Annotated in this window: 16 protein-coding genes; 12 read left to right on the top strand and 4 right to left on the bottom strand. The window is 70.6% G+C overall.

All coding sequences use genetic code 11. The annotated features are described in order from the left end of the window. Nucleotides 1-392: 392 nt before the first annotated feature. The gene (locus KGQ19_RS38510; RefSeq protein WP_212018683.1) at nt 393-1,634 is read right to left on the bottom strand and encodes a permease; all 1,242 of its coding nucleotides are present in this window, start codon (nt 1,632-1,634) and stop codon (nt 393-395) included. Nucleotides 1,635-1,729: 95 nt separating this feature from the next. Between KGQ19_RS38510 and KGQ19_RS38515 the strand changes: the two genes are divergently transcribed. The 6 genes from KGQ19_RS38515 to KGQ19_RS38540 all read left to right on the top strand — a co-directional run bounded on the left by KGQ19_RS38515 (nt 1,730) and on the right by KGQ19_RS38540 (nt 7,628). Further along, nucleotides 1,730-2,119, top strand: a complete 390-nt coding sequence (locus tag KGQ19_RS38515) for a hypothetical protein (RefSeq protein ID WP_212018685.1) — start codon at nt 1,730-1,732, stop codon at nt 2,117-2,119. Between the two features lie 54 nt (nt 2,120-2,173). After that, nucleotides 2,174-3,103: a DUF8832 domain-containing protein gene (locus KGQ19_RS38520; protein WP_212018687.1), complete on the top strand. Its 930-nt coding sequence runs from the start codon at nt 2,174-2,176 to the stop codon at nt 3,101-3,103. Nucleotides 3,104-3,248: 145 nt separating this feature from the next. Next, nucleotides 3,249-3,455, top strand: a complete 207-nt coding sequence (locus KGQ19_RS38525; RefSeq protein WP_368862227.1) for a heavy-metal-associated domain-containing protein — start codon at nt 3,249-3,251, stop codon at nt 3,453-3,455. 117 nt (nt 3,456-3,572) lie between these two features. Beyond that, complete coding sequence (locus KGQ19_RS38530; protein WP_212018691.1) at nt 3,573-4,358, top strand: electron transfer flavoprotein subunit beta/FixA family protein; 786 nt, start codon at nt 3,573-3,575, stop codon at nt 4,356-4,358. Between the two features lie 38 nt (nt 4,359-4,396). Beyond that, on the top strand, nt 4,397-5,398 hold the full coding sequence (locus tag KGQ19_RS38535; protein ID WP_212018693.1) for an electron transfer flavoprotein subunit alpha/FixB family protein: 1,002 nt from the start codon (nt 4,397-4,399) through the stop codon (nt 5,396-5,398). A 37-nt stretch (nt 5,399-5,435) separates the two neighbouring features. Beyond that, nucleotides 5,436-7,628, top strand: coding sequence for a (Fe-S)-binding protein (locus KGQ19_RS38540; RefSeq protein ID WP_307856637.1), 2,193 nt, complete (start codon nt 5,436-5,438; stop codon nt 7,626-7,628). Here the strand turns inward: KGQ19_RS38540 and KGQ19_RS38545 are convergent. Both KGQ19_RS38545 and KGQ19_RS38550 read right to left on the bottom strand, forming a co-directional pair. Next, nucleotides 7,615-8,313, bottom strand: a complete 699-nt coding sequence (locus KGQ19_RS38545) for an HAD family hydrolase (RefSeq protein WP_212018695.1) — start codon at nt 8,311-8,313, stop codon at nt 7,615-7,617. The two genes, KGQ19_RS38540 and KGQ19_RS38545, sit on opposite strands and share 14 nt — an antisense overlap. A 22-nt stretch (nt 8,314-8,335) precedes the next feature. Beyond that, nucleotides 8,336-8,974, bottom strand: coding sequence for an alpha/beta hydrolase family protein (locus tag KGQ19_RS38550; protein ID WP_212018697.1), 639 nt, complete (start codon nt 8,972-8,974; stop codon nt 8,336-8,338). Nucleotides 8,975-9,143: 169 nt separating this feature from the next. On the opposite strand from KGQ19_RS38550, the gene lpdA reads away from it, so the two are divergent. The 3 genes from lpdA to KGQ19_RS38565 all read left to right on the top strand — a co-directional run bounded on the left by lpdA (nt 9,144) and on the right by KGQ19_RS38565 (nt 14,358). Further along, complete coding sequence (gene lpdA, locus KGQ19_RS38555) at nt 9,144-10,547, top strand: dihydrolipoyl dehydrogenase (protein WP_212018699.1); 1,404 nt, start codon at nt 9,144-9,146, stop codon at nt 10,545-10,547. 115 nt (nt 10,548-10,662) lie between these two features. Further along, nucleotides 10,663-13,032 carry a putative bifunctional diguanylate cyclase/phosphodiesterase gene (locus KGQ19_RS51405; RefSeq protein ID WP_212018701.1) on the top strand — a complete coding sequence of 790 codons (2,370 nt, stop codon included), beginning with the start codon at nt 10,663-10,665 and terminating at the stop codon, nt 13,030-13,032. A gap of 222 nt (nt 13,033-13,254) precedes the next feature. Beyond that, nucleotides 13,255-14,358 carry a malectin domain-containing carbohydrate-binding protein gene (locus tag KGQ19_RS38565; protein WP_212018703.1) on the top strand — a complete coding sequence of 368 codons (1,104 nt, stop codon included), beginning with the start codon at nt 13,255-13,257 and terminating at the stop codon, nt 14,356-14,358. Nucleotides 14,359-14,467: 109 nt separating this feature from the next. On the opposite strand, the gene KGQ19_RS38570 is transcribed toward KGQ19_RS38565, so the two are convergent. Further along, nucleotides 14,468-15,271 carry an alpha/beta fold hydrolase gene (locus KGQ19_RS38570; protein ID WP_212018705.1) on the bottom strand — a complete coding sequence of 268 codons (804 nt, stop codon included), beginning with the start codon at nt 15,269-15,271 and terminating at the stop codon, nt 14,468-14,470. Between the two features lie 26 nt (nt 15,272-15,297). On the opposite strand from KGQ19_RS38570, the gene KGQ19_RS38575 reads away from it, so the two are divergent. Genes KGQ19_RS38575 through KGQ19_RS38585 form a run of 3 tightly spaced genes read left to right on the top strand, consistent with a single transcriptional unit; the run spans nt 15,298 to nt 19,036 of the window. Further along, on the top strand, nt 15,298-16,677 hold the full coding sequence (locus KGQ19_RS38575) for an FAD-binding oxidoreductase (protein ID WP_212018707.1): 1,380 nt from the start codon (nt 15,298-15,300) through the stop codon (nt 16,675-16,677). Beyond that, entirely contained in the window at nt 16,674-17,744 is a 1,071-nt protein-coding gene (locus KGQ19_RS38580; protein WP_307856638.1) for a (Fe-S)-binding protein, read from the top strand. The genes KGQ19_RS38575 and KGQ19_RS38580 overlap by 4 nt, the downstream gene beginning before the upstream one ends. After that, on the top strand, nt 17,741-19,036 hold the full coding sequence (locus tag KGQ19_RS38585; protein ID WP_212018709.1) for an alanine racemase: 1,296 nt from the start codon (nt 17,741-17,743) through the stop codon (nt 19,034-19,036). Before KGQ19_RS38580 ends, KGQ19_RS38585 begins: the two co-directional genes overlap by 4 nt. The last annotated feature ends 826 nt before the right edge of the window (nt 19,037-19,862 follow it).

A 19,862-nucleotide genomic window follows, 5' to 3' on the forward strand; every position in this document is an offset into this window, starting at 1 on the left:
CGCGGACTTTACCCCCGGACACCGGTGCTGTACCCCCCGGGCTGACGACGCGACCGAGGGGAACGGACCGCACCACCTCACAGGCCGCCGCCGCTGAGACTCACCCAGCCACCCGAGGGAACCGCGCTAGTTTCCCTGAGGTTGCCGAGGCCCGCCGGAGGCCCGGCCCTTCATCACAGCCCTTGACCTTGACTTTGCTGTTGATCTTGCTCTTGCCCGGACTTGCTGGAGTTGAAGAGGCCTGAGGTGGGGCGGGGTTGTGAACGCGCGAACTGGCAGCCGACAAACACACCCACCGACCCGAACCCCGAACCGGCTCAACTATGACCGAAGGCCGTAAAAAGCTTTGAAACCCACAACCCAACAGGAACTCGCCCCGCAAACTTCAGCCCCTAGCGGTGCTCGTGCCCCATACCTCCGTGCCCCATACCTCCGTGCCCCGGCCCGCCCATGTCGTCCGCCATGTCGTCCGCCATGTCGTCCGCCCCGACATCCGCCCCCGCATCCGGCCCGCCGCCCATCATCCGCAGCATGGCCATCCCGCCGGTCCGCACGAACCGCGCCACCAACACCGCTGCCAGCGCTAGGAACACGATGTTCAGCCACGAGGTGTAGTTCCACTTCACTCCGTCGTCCATCACGGTCATCCCGCCGCGGCCCGGGATCCAGCCGAAGGCGTCGAACAGTAGCTCCACCACGTACCCGGCGCCGGCCATCGCGACGAAGAACGTCCACAGCAGGTGCCAGGCCATGCGCCTGCCGTAGTACTTCTTGTAGATGTTCAGGATCGGCAAGATGATCAGATCCGCGAAGATGAACGCCGTCACCCCGCCGAAGCTGATTCCGCCCTTCCACAGCACCAGTGCCAGTGGCACGTTGCCGATCGAGCAGACGAAGCTGACCACTGCCACCAGTGGCCCGATCAGTGGCCCCCACACCCCGGCCCAGACCGGGTGTCCAGCCAGGAAGAAGTGCCGCCAGAACGAGTCCGGTACCCATGCGGCGATCGCCCCGGCGATGAACAGGCCGATCACCAGGTCGCGCAGGATCGCCGCCCACTCCATCACGAACACGTGGGACACCGACGTGAATCCGGCGCGTGACAGGAGCCGTTTCAGGAACGAGCCTTCGCCGGTCACCGACATGTCCATCGCGGCGTGGCCCTCCATCGAGCCCGCGATTCCGCGGTCGGCTTGCTCGCGGGCCTCGCGCAGCAGGGCCGGCTTCAGGAACCGGCGGAACAGCAGCGCCAGTACCACGATCATGATCGGGCCGCCGATGAACTCCGCTAGCGTGAACTGCCAGCCCAGCAGCAGCCACAGGATCACGCCGAGTTCCAGTACCAGGTTCGTGGAGCCGATCTCGAACGCCATCGCGGCGGTGAAGTCCGCCCCCTTGCGGAACAGCGAGCGGGCCAGGGCCACCGCCGCGTAAGAACACGAGGACGAGGCCGCGCCGAGCAGGGACGCCACGGCGAGCGTGCGCGGCCGGTCGTCGCCCAGCAGCCGGACGATGGTCGACTTGCGCACCACGGCCTGGATGACCGCCGAGAGTGTGAAGCCCAGGATCAGGGCCCAGGTGATCTCCCAGGTCATCGAGCCTGTGATGGTCAACGCGTGCGTGATCGCACCCACTGTCTCCGCCTCTCGCCGTTGCGGTTACCCTATACCGGTAGCTGGTATCGCGCCCGGGAGGAATGATGGCCGGAAGGGTCGGGAGACGGCACCTCGTGCTGTTGTTCTCGGTGCTCGCCGGGCTGTTCCTCATGCACGGGCTCAGTGCCGGTGGGGTCGGTGGGGTCGGCGGCTGCCATGGCCTCGCGAGCGAGATGGTCATGGCGCACCCGGCGATGGCGCCCGCTGCCGCCGGCCACGCGAGCGCGGCTGTCGAGGTCCGTGGCCCGCAACCGATCTCCGACCATCCGCAGGTCGGCGAAAGCTGCGTCCCGCTGCGCCCCGAGGGTCTGTCCGGGCTGTTCCTGGCGCTGTTCCTCATCGTGATAACTCCATGGCTGCCGGGACAGCCGCGCTCCGCGGGCCAGACCCGCCCGCACTGGCCACACGGCCCGCCCCGGTCTGGCGCCCAGATCCTGCGCACGCTGAACATCTCCCGGACGTGATGCGGCGGCCTCGTCCGCTGTCAGTTCACGTATTCACCGGAAGGTTTCACTCTCATGCGTTCGATCAAGCGTGTCCGCACTCTGGCGCTCGCTCCGGCCTTCGCCGGAATCCTCCTGCTGGCCGCCTGCGGCAGCTCTTCGTCCTCCCACTCCGCTTCGTCCCACCCCTCGATGGCGGGTATGAACATGAATTCCTCAGCACACAGCACGGACAACACCACGGACAACAGCGCGCACCACAGCACTCAGCACGGCGACGAGCCCATGTACATGGGCGACGGCCTGGCCGCCACGGACCAGGGCTACACCTTCGCCCCGGCCGGGGCCTCGGTCGCGGCGCCGGGCTTCGTCTTCCGGATCCTGGGCCCCGACGGCAAGCCGGTCACCGCTTTCGAGCCCGAGCAGACCAAGCTCATGCACTTCTACCTGATCCGCTCGGACCTGTCGGGCTTCCAGCACGTCCACCCGACGATGGCCGCCGACGGCACGTGGACCGCGCCGACCAAGGCCGCCGGGCCCGGCGCGTATCGGGTCTACGCGCAGTTCATCGCCAAGGGCGCCGGCGGCGAGGTGGTGCCGCTGGTGCTGTCCGAGCAGGTGACGTCCGCGGGGTCGGCGCCGGACCGGCCGGTGCCGGCCGCGGCGGCGTCGACCACGGTCGACGGCTACACCGTCACCGTCGACTCCTCGCAGCTCATGGCCGGGATGGCGATGCCGCTGAAGGTGTCGATCAGCAAGGACGGCCAGCCGGTGACCGACCTGGAGCCGTATCTGGCGACCTACGCGCACCTGTCCGGATTCCATGCCGGAGACTTGGCCATGGCGCATCTGCATCCGCGGGGCGGGGTCGCGACCACTGCGACCGGGGGTCCGGACCTGACCTTCGAGGCGACGCTGCCCGAGGCAGGGCAGTGGCGGATGTATCTCCAGTTCCAGACCGGCGGCACGCTGCACACCGCGGCGGTGACCCTGGACGTCCGCTGACGGTGCGTCTCGCGCTGACGGCGGGTCCCGGTCGCGGCTGTGAGGGAGATCACAGCCGCGACCTCCGGAGTCCATACCCTAGGGGGGTACAGTGTCAGTCATGATCGAGCTGAAGGAGACTTCCGTGACTTCCTTGTCCGAGAACGTGACCACCGCCGTCTACACCGTTTCCGGGATGACCTGCGGCCACTGTGTCAAGTCCGTGACGGAGGAAGTCGGCGCGATCGACGGGGTGCAGAACGTGGACGTCGTCCTCGAGACCGGCAAGGTCACCGTCACCAGCGTCGCACCGCTGACGGCCGGGGCCGTCGAGGCCGCGGTCGACGAGGCCGGTTACACGCTCGTCCACTGATCCCGGCGCCAGCCCCGCCGGGATCGTCCGGGACCCCTGAAACGCACTGCGCGTCTCAGGGGTCTTCTCCATTGGTCATCAGCCCTCTACACTCCCGCAGCAGTTGCGAGGTGTGGGATGAAGATCGTCGTGTTGACCAAGCACGTCCCGCAGGCGATAGGGGAGGTGTCCTTCGGGCCGGATCTGACGGTGAACCGGTCGGCGGTGCGCTGCCGGCTGCAAGACGCCGACGAATACGCGGTCGAGCAGGCCGCGCGCATCGCCTGCCGTCGTCTCGACGTGCAGGTGACCGCCCTGACCATGGGCCCGTCGGGCGCGTCCGCCGCGCTGCGCACAGCCCTGGCGCGCGGCGCCGACGAAGGCGTGCACATCCTGGACGACGCCCTGCACGGCTGCGACGCCCCGGCCACCTCCCTGGTCCTGGCCGCCGCCTGCCGCCGCCTCGGCTTCGACGTGGTCCTGTGCGGCACCGCCTCCACGGACAGCGCGATGTCCGTCATCCCCGCGATGCTCGCCGAACGCCTCGGCGTCCCGGCCCTGTGCCGCTGCGACACCCTGCGTACCGACGAGGACCTGCTCCACGCCACCCGCGACGACGGAACCGGCACCGGCGGCACCGAGGACCTGACCGCCGCGATGCCCGCGGTGGTCTCGGTCACCGACCGCAGCGGCGAACCCCGCTACCCCCGCTTCGAAGCCATAGCGGACGCGCGCCAGAAACTGGTCCGCACGTGGTCCCTCGCGGATCTGGGTATTGAGACGACGCACGTCGGCCTCGCCGCCGCCGCGACGAAAGTCGGCAAGGTCACCCGCGCCGAACCACCACCCACGACCGTGACCGAGGACCCGCACAGCGCGGCGGTCCGGATCGCTGACTTCCTGACCCAGCAACAGTTCCTCTGAGACCCGGAGCACAACAGACGTCACGGCAAGGAGGCCGGATGGCGAAAGTGTTGACGCTCGTCGAACGCGACGCGCGTGAGGGAACGGTGTGGAGATCGGCGTGCGCGTTGCTGACGCTGGCGCGGCGGCTCGGGGAGCCGATCGCGGTGCTGGGGGACACGCCGGATGAAGAGATGGTCGGAGCTCTCAGCCGCTATGGCGCGGCAGAGATCTGGTGTCCGGCCGACGCAGATAAAGCTGCGCGTGCGACCAATACAGATCAAGCTGCGCGTGCCACCGACACCGATCTGCTGGCCGCCCTCGCGCAACGCCTTGATCCGGCGGCGATCCTCATCGCGTCCACACCCCGCGGCCAGGAAACCGCCGCCCGCCTGGCGATCCGCCTGGACTCCGGCATCATCACCGACGCCGTGGACCTCCGTCCCGGCCCCGGCGGCGAAGCCGTCGCCGTCCAACGCTGTCTCGCCGGCTCCTACCTCGTCGAGTCGACCATCATCCGCGGCGTCCCCGTCATCACCGTCCGGCCCGAGGCCGCGCTGCCCGAACCGCATCCGGCCGAAGCGGCCCTCCACACCATCGCCGTCGAGCCCTCGCCGCAGCGCGCGCCCCACGTAGTCGCCATCCCCAAGCCCCGCGCCGCGCGCCCCGCCCTCGACCACGCCGACATCGTCGTGGCCGGTGGCCGGGGTGTCGGCTCCCGTGCGGCCTTCGCCGTCCTCACCGACGTCGCCGAAGCCCTCGGCGCGGCCGTCGCCGGGTCCCACACCGCCGCCGAGCTCGGTTGGGTTCCGCCGGAGGCGCGCGTCGGCCTGACCGGCACGACCGTGCATCCGCGCCTCTACCTCGCCTGCGGGGTCTCCGGTTCGGTGCGGCACCGGGCCGGGATGCAGGGGGCCAAGACGGTCATCGCGATCGGTGACGATCCGGCCGCCCCGATCTTCAAGCTCGCCGAGCTCGGAGTCGTCGGCGACGCCCGGACCATCCTTCCGGCACTGCTGGCCGAGATAAGAGCTCGAAGACCACCGCACGATCCCCGCTAGTCGCTCCGCATTCCCCTCGCACTGAACGGAGGCCCCTGTGGCTGTACGACTCATCATCGGCTTGGCGATCACGCTCACGGCGCTCGCGTTGGCCGGACGCCGGGTGCTGATGCTCTATCGCCTGGGCCGCACGATGCAGCCGGCCGAGCCGGGGCGCGTTGACGAGCCGGGTGTCCGGCTGTGGGCGGTCGTGACCGAGGTCTTCGGCCAGCGCAAGCTGCTGAAGTGGTCCGCCCCCGGCGCCGCGCACTTCGCCGTCTTCTGGGGCTTCGTCATCCTCGGCGCCACCATCGTCGAGGGCTTCGGCGCGTTGTTCGACCGGGACTTCCACATCCCGCTGATCGGCACCGACGCCTGGCTGGGCTTCGGGGAGGACTTCTTCATCGTCGCGGTACTGGCCGGACTGCTGGGCTTCACGGTCATCCGGCTGAGACAGGACCCTGAGAAGCGTGGCCGCGGGTCCCGCTTCTTCGGCTCCCACACCACCGCCGCGTGGGTCGTGCTCTTCATGATCTTCAACGTCATGTGGACCCTACTGCTCTACCGGGGCGCGCAGATCAACACCGGCAACTTCCCGTTCCCGCACGGCGCGTTCGCCAGCCAGGCCGCCGGCCACCTGTTGCACGGCGCCGGCAGAGGAGGCAACGACGTCCTGGAGACCGTCGGCCTGCTCGCCTCGCTCGGTGTGGTGCTGAGTTTCCTGGTGCTGGTCGTGCACTCCAAGCACCTGCACATCTTCCTGGCCCCGTTCAACGTCGCCTTCTCCCGCCGCCCCCGCGCCCTCGGCCCGCTGCTCCCGGTCTACTCCGGCGGCAAGGCCGTGGACTTCGAGGACCCGGGCGAGGACGACAAGATCGGCCGCGGCGCGATCGAGGACTTCACCTGGAAGGGCCTGCTGGACTTCGCCACCTGCACCGAGTGCGGGCGCTGCCAGTCCCAGTGCCCGGCCTGGAACACCGAGAAGCCGCTGAGCCCGAAGCTGCTCATCATGGCCCTGCGCGACCATGCGCTGGCCAAGGCCCCGTATCTGCTGGCCGAGGGCGACGAGGCCAAGGCCGCCCTGGAGACCAGCGCCGTCGACGTCTTCAAGGAAGCGCAGCGCCCGCTGGTCGGCGGCGAGGACGTCAACGGCGTCATCGACCCCGACATCCTGTGGTCCTGCGTCACCTGCGGCGCCTGCGTCGAGCAGTGCCCGGTGGACATCGAGCACGTCGACCACATCGTGGACATGCGCCGCTACCAGGTCCTCATCGAGGCCGAGTTCCCGCGCGAGGCCGGCACGATGCTCCGCAACCTGGAGAAGAACGGCGACCCGTGGGGCCGGGGTGCGAAGGCCCGCCTGGAGTGGACGCAGGGCCTGCCGTTCAAGGTCCGCGTCCTCGGCGCGGGAGGCGAGGAGCGCATCCCGGACGACGTCGAATACCTCTTCTGGGTCGGCTGCGCGGGCTCGCTCGACGACAACGCGAAGAAGACCTCCCGCAACGTCGCGGAGCTCCTGCACGAGGCCGGCGTCGAGTTCATGATCCTGGGCTCGGGCGAGACCTGCACCGGCGACGCCGCCCGCCGCCTGGGCCAGGAGTTCCTGTTCCACGAGCTGGCGACGCGGAACGTGGAGACGCTCAACACCGCCGGGGCCAAGAAGATCGTCGTCACCTGCGCGCACTGCTTCAACACCCTGGCCAACGAATACCCGCAACTCGGGGGCGACTACGAGGTCGTGCACCACACCGAACTGCTCGCCAAGCTGATCAAGGACGGCCGGATCAAGCCGACCGGCGAGGTGGACGTCGCGGTCACCTACCACGACCCCTGCTACCTCGGCCGTCACAACCGGGTCTTCGACCCCCCGCGGGACATCCTCGGCGCGGTGCCCGGCGTGAAGCTGAACGAGATGCCGCGCAATCGCGAGAAGTCGTTCTGCTGCGGCGCCGGCGGCGCGCGGATGTGGATGGAGGAGACGATCGGCTCGCGGATCAACGAGACCCGGACCGACGAGGCGCTGGGGACCTCGCCGGATCTGGTGACCGCGGCGTGCCCGTACTGCATCGTGATGCTCACCGACGGCGTGGCCACCCGCAAACAGCAGGGGAAGGCCGACGACGCGGTGCGGGTCGCGGACGTCTCGGAGGTGCTGCTGCGATCGGTGCGCGGGCCCGCCGGGCAGTCGGCGGGCAAGCCCGCCGGGGAGCCGGTGCGCAAGCCCGACGGCGAGGCGGCTACGAAGCCGTGACCTCTCGCAGCACACTGATCAAAGCGTCCGGCCGCTCCTCGACGGGCGACAGCTCGACGAAGTAGGTCCGCACGCCCAGCGCCGACCCGCCGCCGTCGGCCGCATGGTCCCCGACCATGACGGCCGACGCCGGGTCCACGCCGATGGCGTCGCAGGCCAGCTGGAAGATCCTCGGGTCCGGCTTCACCATGCCGACCTCGTAGCTCAGTACCACCGCGTCCAGCAGATCCAGCAGCCCGGCGTGCTTGAGATGCGGGCGGATGTCGAAGGAGATGTTGCTGATCACGGCGGTCGCCAGGCCCCGGTCCTTGGCCTCGCGCACCGTCTCCAGCGCGTCCGGATACGGCTGCCACGCCTCGGCGGCGTTACTGCGGTCATACAGCGGCTCGACCAGTTCCTCCCACGGCCACCCGGACTCGCGGATCAGGCCGGTGTAGCAGGCGCGGTGGTGCGGCTCGTCCAGGTCGCGGGCCTCATACAGCTCCGCGAGGTGGTCCGGGACGTGCTTGGGATAGGCGCCATACCAGGCCCCGGCCTCGGTGAGCCGGTCCGCCCAGTGCGCCACCTCGCCGTCGTCCAAGGCCAGCCCGGCCGCATCGGTGATGGCACGGACCCAGGACTCCGCCGATTCGATGCGCATCAGAGTGCCGGAGAAATCGAAGAGCATCGCTCGGGGGTGGCTCATACCCACGACTGTAGAGGACTCCTTACCGGAGCAGCGCGTCGATCCACTCGCTGACCGCCGCCACCAGCGCGTCCAGGACCGGGGGATCAGCCTTCTTGACGGTGAAGGCATGGTTGCCGGCCGGCAGACCCACGAGGTGATGCGTCGGCGGCAACCGCGGGAACTCGGAGGCGGTTCCGAAGGTGTCGCCGCCGCCTTGGACGATCAGCGTCGGCAGCCCGGTGTCGAGCAGTTCCTCGGCGCGCGACTTCTCCGGCTTGCCCGGCGGATGCAGCGGGAAGGCGAGCGCGACGACACCGGCCGCGCCGGTGTCGAGCCCGGTCCGGCAGGCCACCCGCGCCCCGGCGCTTCGTCCGCCGACCAGGAACGGCGTCTTGCGGGCCCGCTTGTGCAGCGCCTCGGCGACCGGGATCCACCCCGCGTCGAGTGTCTTCGGCGCCGGCGCGATCTTCTTGCCCGCGACCCGCCACGGCTGCTCGACCAGCACCACCTCGACGCCGTCCGCCGGCAGCGCAGCGGCCAGTGCCTGGAGGTCCGCGGCCTCGACGCCGCCGCCCGCGCCGTGCCCGAGCGCCAGGACCGCGCGGCGCTTGGTGCGGGCCGGGGCCGGGAAGCGGGTGAGGCGCGCGTCGCCGACCGGGGTGGTGATCAGTTCCTGCACGGGTCGAGGGTAGTGCGCGGTCGGCGGCGCGGCCGGTTGGACGCGCGGTGCCGCCGGCACCCTCAGCGTGAGACTCCAGTCACACCCTCACCTCCGGACCCGCACGTATCGGCTAAGAGTCCACTTGTCACCAGGCGTGCCATCCGTCCCGGCGGTTAGAGTCGGAGCCATGAGCACGCATTTCGATGTCGTCGTCCTGGGCGCGGGGCCGGGCGGGTACACAGCGGCGATCCGCGCGACGCAGCTGGGCAAGAGTGTGGCCGTGGTCGAGGAGCGCTACTGGGGCGGTATCTGCCTCAACGTCGGGTGCATCCCCTCCAAGGCGCTGCTGCGCAACGCGGAGCTGGCGCACACCGTCCAGCACGAGGCCGAGACCTTCGGGATCTCCTCGAACGGGCCGATCACCTTCGACTACGGCGCCGCCTTCGAGCGCAGCCGGCAGGTCGCCGACGGCCGGGTCAAGGGCGTCCACTACCTGATGCGCAAGAACAAGATCCCGGAGTACGACGGCCGGGGCACGTTCCTGGACCAGCACACCCTCAGCGTGGCGAAGTCCGACGGGACCACCGAGACCCTGACCTTCGACCACTGCATCATCGCCACCGGCGCGCACACCCGGCTGCTGCCCGGGACCCAGCTGTCCCAGCGCGTGGTCACCTTCGAAGAGCAGATCCTGTCCGCCGCCCTGCCGGAGAGCATCGTCATCGCCGGGGCCGGGGCGATCGGCGTCGAGTTCGGCTACGTGCTCAACAGCTACGGCGTCAAGGTCACCATCGTGGAGTTCCTGGACCGCATGGTTCCGCTGGAGGACGCCGAGGTCTCCAAGGAACTGGCCCGGCAGTACCGCAAGCTCGGCATCGACGTGCTCACCGGCACCCGGGTCGACGGCATCGACGACACCGGCCCCAAGGTGCGGGTCACCGTCACCGGCAAGGACGGCGCGCAGCAGGTGCTGGAGACCGACAAGGTGCTGCAGGCCATCGGCTTCGCGCCCAACGTCGACGGCTACGGCCTGGACAAGACCGGGGTGGCGCTCACCGAGCGCGGGGCGATCGCGGTGGACGGCCGGGGCCGGACCAACGTCCCGCACATCTTCGCGATCGGCGACGTCACCGCCAAGGTGATGCTCGCGCACGTGGCCGAGACCCAGGGCGTGATCGCCGCCGAGACCATCGCCGGGGCCGAGACGATGGAGATCGACTTCGTCATGGTGCCGCGGGCCACCTACTGCCAGCCGCAGATCGCCAGCTTCGGCTGGACCGAGGAGCAGGCCCGGCTGGAGGGCTTCGAGGTCAAGACCGCCAAGTTCCCCTTCAGCGCCAACGGCAAGGCCGCCGGGCTCGGCGACGCGGTCGGCTTCGTCAAGGTGATCAGCGACGCGAAGTACGGGGAGCTGCTCGGTGCCCACCTCATCGGCCCTGAGGCCACCGAGCTCCTGCCCGAGCTCACGCTGGCCCAGCAGTGGGACCTGACGGTGCACGAAGTGGCCCGGAACATCCACGCCCACCCGACGCTCGGCGAGGCCGTCAAGGAGGCGGTCCACGGGCTTGCCGGACATATGATTAACATGTAGATCAGCGTCTTGACGTGACACTCTGGAAGGTTCGCCAGGCCATGACCGACAGCAGACTGGGACGGGCGCCGGGTTCCGGCGGCTGCTCCGCGACCGGTTGAGACGGCGGACGATCGTGACACGCTATGCGGAGTTCGGGGTCGGGGGTTCCGACCCCGGCTCCGGGCTGGCCGCCTCTGGCGTCTCCGGCAACTCCAGTACCCCCGGCAACTCCAGCAGCTCCAGTACCTCTGGCACCTCCAGCAACCCCGGTAGTGGGCTGTCCCAGTCGTTCCCCGGCCCGCCGCCGATCCCCGGCCTGGTCGACGTCAGCTTCGCCACCACCACCGACCCGGCCGCCCGGGAGACCGCCGACTTATCCGGCTCCGGCACCGGCCCGGGTCTCGTCCCGCCGCCGGGCCCGGCGCCTGACGCCCCCGACCCCGGCCCCACCGAAGCCTTCGCTCGGGCCTGGGCCACCGCGTTGTCCGCCGCCGCGGCCACCCCGCTCGGCTTCGACCACGCGCTGCGCGTCGTGGCCCCGCTGGCCGAGCAGGTCGTCGCCACCCCGGACGACCCGGACCTGGCCCGCAAGATCGGGGTCCAGGCGGCCGGCGCCCTGATCGACGCGCACTGCTTCCAGGGCGCCTGCGTCGCGGCCACCGTCGAGGTGATGGACCGCCACCTGCCGCCCTACCTGCGCCCGGAGACCCGCTCCGCGCTGCGCGCCGGCCTGGCCTCGGCCTTCGCCGAGGGCCTGCGCGAGCGCACCCGCGCCGAGCAGTCCGCCATCCACGAGGCCGTGCTCACCGCCTACCGGGCCGGTGAGGCGCGGTTCCGCACCGTCTTCCGCAACGCCGCCCTGGGCATCGTCATCACCGACAAGAACGGCCAGGTGCTGGAGGTGAACCCGGCGCTGGCCGAGATGCTGGGCGTGGACGCCTACGCCGCCCGCGGCCGCACGATCAGGAACCTGATCGACCCGACCGAGCCGGGGGAGTACTGGCGCGGCTACAACGCCCTGCTGGCCGGGGAGCAGACCGAGGCCGAGGCCGACACCCGGATCAAGCGGGTCGACGGCGGCATGGTCTGGACCCACGTGCGCACCACGGCGGTGCGCGACGACGCCGGCGACGTCGCGCTGGTGATCGCCCTGCACGAGGACGTCACCGAACGCCGCCGGGCCACCGACCAGCTCCGGCACCAGGCCACCCACGACGCCCTGACCGGCCTGCCGAACCGGGTCCGGCTGCTGGACGCGGTCGAGGAACTGCTGCGCAGCGCCGGCCCCGAGGACCGGCTCGGCCTGTGCTTCCTGGACCTGGACGGCTTCAAGGGCGTCAACGACACCCTGGGCCACCAGGCCGGAGACGAACTGCTGACCCAGATCGCGCATCGGCTCTCAGCGGCCACCGACCCGCGCCGGCACGTCGTGGCCCGCATGGGGGGCGACGAGTTCGTGATCCTGTTCCGCCGCACCCAGGGCCCGGAGTCGGTGTTCCCGGTCATCGAGCAGGTCCTGGACGCGGTCCGGCAGCCGGTCCTGCTCGACGGCCACACCGTGACCGTCACCGCCAGCGCCGGCCTGGTCGAGCGCCCGGCCGCGGCGGCCTCGGCCACCGAACTGCTGCGCGCCGCCGACATCACGCTCTACTGGGCCAAGTCCGCGGGCAAGGCCGACTTCGCCCTGTTCGACGAGGAGCGCAACGCCCGCGAGGTGCACCGCTACGCCCTGGCCCAGGCGCTGCCGGCGGCCCTGGAGTCCGGCGAGATGTTCCTGGAGTACCAGCCGATCGTGGACCTGGCCGGCGGCCGCCCGCCGATGGTCGAGGCGCTGGTCCGCTGGCGCCACCCGGAGCGCGGCCTGCTCAAGCCCGAGGAGTTCATCCCGGTCGCCGAGGAGACCGGTGCCATCGTGGAACTCGGCCGCTGGGTCCTGGACCGCGCCGTCCACGACGCGGCGTCCTGGCCGGACGGCCCGGCGGTGTCGGTGAACGTCGCCGTGCGCCAGGTCCGCGACTACGCCCTGGTCCGCGAGGTCGACACCGCGCTGGCGGCCTCCGGCCTGCCGGCGCGCCGGCTGGTCCTGGAGATCACCGAGACCGCGCTGATGGACACCGAGGACGACGGACTTCCCGGACCCGGCACCCTGCGCACCATCGCCGACCTGGGCATCGGCATCGCGGTCGACGACTTCGGCACCGGCTACTCCAACCTGGCCCGGCTCCGGCACCTGCCGGCCACCTCGCTGAAGATCGACGCCTCCTTCATCGCCGACCTGGGCAATCCCGAGGCTGCCCGGTTCGCCGAATCGGTGATCACCAGCCTGGTGGTGCTGGCGCACGCCGCCGGGATGACGGTCACCGCCGAGGGCATCGAGACCGCGGACCAGGCGCGGCGGCTGACGGCCCTCGGGGTGGACTACGGGCAGGGGTTCTACTTCTCGCGGCCGGTGCCGGCCGAGCGGATACAGGCGGTTCTGGAAGGCCTGGACGCCCAGGGGTAGTGCGGGCAGTTCGCCGCACGGGTCCGCCGACCTCAACGCAGCGGCGACGGGTGCGGGCGGCATCGGCACAGGTCCCGGCCGGGCCCAGGGCTCCGGGGCCCAGACTCTGCGAAATCGAACGTTGACACTGCGCGACCGGTCGCACGACTATCGCAGAGTTCGAGCATTGCGAAGTTCGAGCATTGAGAGCGCCCTGGTGGGCCTGCGGCAAGAGGAGACTCCATGCAAGCCAGCACCTTCCGGACGGCCAGGCTGCGACGCTCGGCGCCGGTGTGGTTGATCGCCCTCGCCGTCTGCCTGCTCGGGGCCGTCCCGTTCAGCGCCGGCGGCACCGCCCACGCCGCGACCGCTGCCGCCGCCGCCAACGCCGGCGGAGTGAACATCGACGCCGGCGGTGCCGGTGACGCGACGTTCCAGCCGGACGAGTACTACAGCGGCGGTCTCACGGCGGACAACCAAGGCCAGGCCGGCAACCCGAACTGGCCCGGCGGGGTGGCCCACCCGATTCCGGTGAGCGACTGGAACACCTACCGGTACCTCGACAACACCTACCAGATTCCCTCCCTGACGCCCGGAGCCGCCTACCAGGTCCGGCTGTACTTCCTGGACTGGTACTTCACCCAGGTCGGTCAGCGGGTCTTCAACGTCGCGGTCAACGGCACCCCGGTGCTGAGCGACTTCGACATCGTGAAGGCCGCCGGTGACCTCGGCGCCGACGGCACCCACCAGGGCATCGAGAAGGACTTCACGGCGACCGCCGACGCCGGCGGCACCATCTCCATCGCCTTCACGCGCGGCAGCGAGAACCAGGCCATGGTCAACGCGATCAGCCTGGTCCCGGTCAACGGACCGGTCGACATCGACTGCGGCGGGGCCGGCGACGCCACGTTCCTGCCCGACCAGGACTACACCGGGGGCACGGCCGGGACCAGCAACGGCCAGGCGGGCAACCCGAACTGGCCCGGCGGGGTGGCCAACCCGATTCCGGTCGGCGACTGGAACACCTTCCGCGCCGGCGCCACCAGCTACCAGATCCCGGGCCTGGTTCCGGGCTCGGCCTACCAGGTGCGGCTGTACTTCCTGGACTGGGTCCACACCCAGGTCGGTCAGCGCGTCTTCAACGTCGCCGTCAACGGAAGCCCGGTGTTGACCAACTTCGACATCGTCCAAGCCGCCGGCGACCTCGGCGCCGACGGCACCTATCAGGGCATCGAGAAGGACTTCGCCGCCACCGCCGACACGAACGGCGACGTCACCATCGCCTTCACCGCGGGCAGCGCCGACCAGCCACTGGTGAACGCCATCAGTGTCGTGCCGGCTTCCTGACCCGACACCGCGGAGCAGCGAAGGCCCGGCCGGATGACCGGCCGGGCTTTTGTTCGAGACCGGGCTTTTCGTTCAAGACTGGGCTTTTAGTTCAAGACTGGGCTCTCGTTCAAGAAGAGTGGTGTTCGTTCAGGAAGGCCAGAACCAAGGGGCCGGCGATGTCGCGGAACTCGTCGAAGTACGCATGCCGTGCCCCCTCGATCAGCGCCATCCGCGCGTCCGGGATCCGCTCGGCGATCAGCGGCGCGTTCGCCGCCGGGTTGAAGACGTCATCGGTGCCGTGCACCACCAACGTCGGCGCCGCGATCGTCGGCAGCACCTCCCACGCGTCGTGTTTCCCGCTCGCCGTCAGGTGGCGGCCCTTCGCGAAGGCGGGCATGTCCGGATCGCCGACCACGTAATAAGGACCCTGATGCACGGCCAGCCACCGCGGCGTATACATCAGCTCCAGCAGATACCGGTCCGCCGCCGCCCGATCGGCCTGGACCAACGCCTGCCGCACCGAGCGGTCCCGCTCGATCGCGTGCGCTCCGCCCGGCGACGTGCAGCCCAGCACCAGTGCCTGGACCCGCTCGGCGAAGTCGGCCGCCAGCCACTGGGCGACCCGGCCGCCCATCGAGGTGCCGTAGACGTGCGCCCGCTGGATTCCCGCCTCGTCCAGGACCGCGATGACGTCGGCGGCGAAACCCCTTGTGCTGTAGGGCTCGTCGGGCTTGTCACTGGCTCCGGTGCCCCGCCAGTCCAGGGTGATCGTCCGGTGACCGGCGGCCTCGAAGTCGGCGCGCGCCGAGTCCCACCAGCGGTGCGTGTTGGACTGCCCGGCCAGCAGGACCAGCGGGATCCCGCTGCCCGCGCTCTGGAACGCGATCGCCGTCCCGTCCGCCGCGACCGCTTTTCCGGCCTCTGGTCTCATGCCGATCATCCTGCCAGGCTAGGCCCATGGACAAGATCTCGCCCGCGGCGGTCGCCGATCTGCGGGCCCTGCTCGGCGACCGCGTGCTCACCGAACCCGGCGCGCTGGCCGCCTACGGCCGCGACGCCACGCCGCTGTTCCGGCACGCGCCGGACGTGGTGGTGCAGCCGCTGACGACCGAGGAGGTCGCCGGGGTGATGCGGATCGCGACGCGGCACCGGGTGCCGGTCACCACCCGCGGCGCCGGGACGAACCTGTGCGCGGCCACCGTGCCGCTGTCCGGCGGGATCGTGCTGTCCACCATGCGCATGACCGCGCTGCTGGAGGTCAGCCGGGAGGAGATGCTGACGGTGTGCCAGCCCGGGGTGACCGCCGGGGCGCTCAACCGCGCGGCCGCCACCGAGGGCCTGATCTACGTCCCCGACCCGGGCAGCAAGGAGGCCTCCACGATCGGTGGCAACGTCGCCACCTGCGCCGGGGGACTGCGGGGCCTGAAATACGGCGTCACCCGGCAGTACGTGCTCGGCCTGGAGGCGGTCCTGCCCGACGGCGAGGTCATCCGCACCGGCGGCCGGCTGGTGAAGGACGTCGCCGGCTACGACCTCACCCGGCTGCTGGTCGGCTCCGAGGGCACGCTCGCGGTGATCACCGAGATCACCATGGCCCTGGTCCCGAACCCGGCCGCCGCCCGCTACGGCGTGGCCTACTTCGAGTCGATGACGGACGCCTCCGTTGCCGTCCGCGACATCGTCGCCTCCGGACCGGCGCCGGCCACGCTGGAGTTCATGGACGCGGTCTGCATCGCCGCCGTCGAGGACTTCGCCCACCTCGGCCTGCGCCTGGACGCCGGAGCCCTGCTGCTGTTCGGCGACGACGGCGAACCCGACGCGGTGGACCGCTCCGTGGCCCGGATGGCCGAGGTCTGCGCCGGGCGCGCCACCCACATCGAACTCGCCGCGTCCGTGGCCGCCGCCGAGGACCTGCTCGCCGCCCGCCGCTGCAACCTCCCGGCGCTGGCGCGCAGCGGCAGCATGACCATCCTGGAGGACGTCACGGTGCCCCGGCCCAAACTGGCCGAGATGGTCGCCTTCGTCGCCGCGACCGCCGAGAAGCACGGCGTCCGCATCGGCACCTTCGGCCACGCCGGCGACGGCAACCTGCACCCCACCGCGGTCGTCGACGCCGACGACCCGGCCGCCACCGCCGCGGCCGTGGCCGCCTTCGACGACATCTTCCGGCACGCGGTGGATCTCGGCGGTACGATCACCGGCGAGCACGGCGTGGGGGCGGCGAAGCTCCCCTACCTGGAACACCGATTGGGGCCCGAGCAGATGGCGCTGCTGCGGCGGATCAAGGGCGCGTTCGACCCGCTCGGTCTGCTCAACCCCGGGAAGCTGGGATCGTGAGCGAGGACACCACTTCCGCCGTTTCCAAGAACGTCTTCAGCAAAGACCTGCTGGATGCCTGCATCTCCTGCGGTTTCTGTCTCCCGGCCTGCCCGACCTACGCACTGACCGGCCAGGAGCAATCCTCCCCGCGCGGCCGCATCACCCTGATGCGCATGCTCGAAACCGGCGAGCTCCCCGCCGATGACTCCACCCTCGCCGAGGAATCCTCGCTCTGCCTCGGTTGCCGTGCCTGCGAGACCGTCTGCCCGGCCGGCGTCCAATACGGCCACCTCCTCGAAGAGTGGCGCGACGAGCAGTGGAGCGGCTCGAAGCGGCCGTGGATCGTCCGGCCGCTGCTGCTGGTCGCGAACCGCAAGTGGGTCCTGCGCCTGCTCGGCCTGGCCCGCCGCAGCGCCCGCAAACGGGAAACCTCCACGCAAACCACCCTCATGCTCGGCTGCTTCGAGCGAGCCCTGTTCCCCTCCGTCAGCCGCAACCTCGCCGCCCTCGACCCGACCCTCGCCGTCGACCCGGACCAAGGCTGCTGCGGCGCCCTCCACGCCCACAACGGCGACCTCGAACAAGGCCGCGACCTGGCCCGCGCCCTCGGCGAACGCCTCCCCGGCACCATCGTCACCACCAGCGGCGGCTGCGCGGCGCACCTTGCCGACGTGATCGGCCGCGACCGCGTCGTCGAGGCCTCCGAGTGGCTGCTCAAGCAGAACACTGATACCGCGAAGACCGAGCGCCCGCTGCGTGTCGGCCTCCAAGACAGCTGCCACCTGCGCAACGGCCTCGGCGTCTGGCAAGAACCCCGCGAGCTGCTCGGCCGCACCGCCACCTACGTCGAACTCCCCTCAGCGGGCTCCTGCTGCGGCGCCGCCGGCACCTACGCGCTGGTCCGCAAGAAGGAGAGCAAAGCCATCCTGGCCAAGAAGATCGCCGAGATCGAGGCCGCCGACCTCGACCTGGTGATCGCCGTCAACCCCGGCTGCCTGCGCCAGCTCCAGACCGGACTGCGCAAATCCAAGAGCCGGACCAAGGCCGTGCACATCGTCGACTACCTGCGAGGCCGCCAGCCATGACCCAGCCCGAACTCCTCGACGCGGCCTTCAAGGGCCTGCCCCTGCACGCCGCCGTCACCCTGGGCGAGCTGCCGTCGCAGGGCTGGAACATCCGCCGCGGCGACACCTCCACCCCGGTCGCCGTCCTGCGGGACGCGGCGCTGGACGCCAACCTCGACGTCATGCGCCGCTTCTGCGAATCGGCCGGCGTCAGCATCGCCCCGCACGCCAAGACCACCATGTCGCCGCAGCTCATCGCGCGCCAACTCGCGGCCGGCGTCTGGGGTCTGACCGCCGCGTTGCCGGCCCAGGTGCGGATGCTGTGGTCGTTCGGCGCGCGCCGGGTCCTGATGGCCAACGAGCTGACCGACCCCACCGCCCTGCGCTGGCTGGCCCGCGAACTCGCCGCGCATCCGGAGCGCGAGCTGCTGTGTTACGTCGACTCCCTGGCCGGCGTCCGCCTCGCCGAGCAGGCCTTCGCCGAGGTCGCGGCCGAGGCCGCGCTGCCGACCGACGAGCCCGCGCGCGAGCTCCGGCTGCCGGTCCTCATCGAGCTCGGCCACGAATCCGGTCGCACCGGCGCGCGCGACCTCGCCACCGCCCTGGCGGTCGCCGAAGCCGCGGCTGCCGCTCCGCACCTGGCCGTCGCGGGCGTCGCCGGCTACGAAGGCACCATCGGCCACGACCGCACTCCCGAAACCGTCGCCCGCGTCGACGCCTTCCTCACCGCGATCCGCGACCTCGCCACCACCCTGGCCGAACGCGGCCTGTTCGCCGCCGACCGCGAACCGATCGCGACCGCCGGCGGCAGCAGCTTCTTCGAACGCGTCGCGGCCGTCCTGGGCCCCCTCACCGCCGACGGCATCCGCGTCGTCCTGCGCAGCGGCTGCTACCTGACCCACGACCACGGCCAGTACGCCACGCTCACCCCCAGCGCCCGCCCCGAGTGGACGCTCCCGCCGTTCCAGCCGGCATTGGAGGTCTGGACCCGCGTCGTGTCCCGTCCCGAGCCCGGCCTCGTGCTGCTCAACGCCGGACGCCGCGACGTCTCGCACGACGCGGGCCTCCCGATCCCACTGGCTGCTTGGCGCGACAGCACCGACACGGCGATCCCACTCGATGCGGATACGCGTATCAGCGGCCTGAGCGACCAGCACGCCTTCCTGCGCGTCGCCCCCGAAAGCCCCCTGGCCGTCGGCGATCTGGTCGCGCTCGGCGTCTCGCATCCCTGCATGACACTCGATCGCTGGCGCCTGTTCCTGCTGGTGAACGAGGACTACGACGTCATCGGCGGCGCGCGCACCTACTTCTGAGCCTTCTGGGCCGCCACGCAAATGCGCGACCAGCCGTGGCGGCGCCTCGACGTCCCGCAGGAGCGCCACCGCTTGCGGCGGCAGGGGACGCAGCTCCGGCCGGGTCGTCTCCTCCAGCGCGATCGGCGATACCCATGGGGCGGTTCCGGTTCCGGTTCCGGTATCGGCATTGGCGTCAGTCACTAAGTCAGGTTAGTGCCGTATCAGGCAACGTTTGCCCTGGTGATGACTTGGGCTGGGCGGAGGTTGTCGGCGTGGTGGTTTCGCTAGATTGCTGGCTGGGTTGCGGTTGGGCTGTGGTTTTCAAAAGCTTTTTACGGCCTTCGGTCATAGTTGTGCCGGTTCGGGGTTCGGGGTGGTGGGTGTGTTTGTCGGCTGCCGGTTTCCGCGTTCACAACCCCGCCCCACCTCAGGCCTCTTCAACTCCAGCAAGTCAGGACAAGGGCAAAAGCAAAATCAAGGGCTGAAGGTCAAGGTCAAGGGCTGTGGTGAAGGGCCGGGCCTCCGGCGGGCCTCGGCAACCTCAGGGAAACTAGCGCGGTTCCCTAGGGTGGCCGGGTGAGTCTCAGCGGCGGCGGTCCCTGAGGTGGTGCGGTCCGTTCCCCACGGCCGCGTCGTCAGCCCGATGGGTACAGCACCGGTGTCCGGGGGTCAAGTCCGCGCGGCTGCGGTTGGGTGCCTGAGCTGCGGTTTGTGATAGCGCGAACTTGACCCCCGGCCACCGGCACTGTAGGCGAAGCCCTGCCGACGCGACCGAGGGGAACGAACCGAAAACCAGCCGGAAGAATGGCAATCGCAGGGACCGACAACGCGGGTCGGCGATGCG

It is taken from the genome of Catenulispora pinistramenti (assembly GCF_018274385.1).
GTDB classification, from domain to species: Bacteria; Actinomycetota; Actinomycetes; order Streptomycetales; family Catenulisporaceae; genus Catenulispora; species Catenulispora pinistramenti.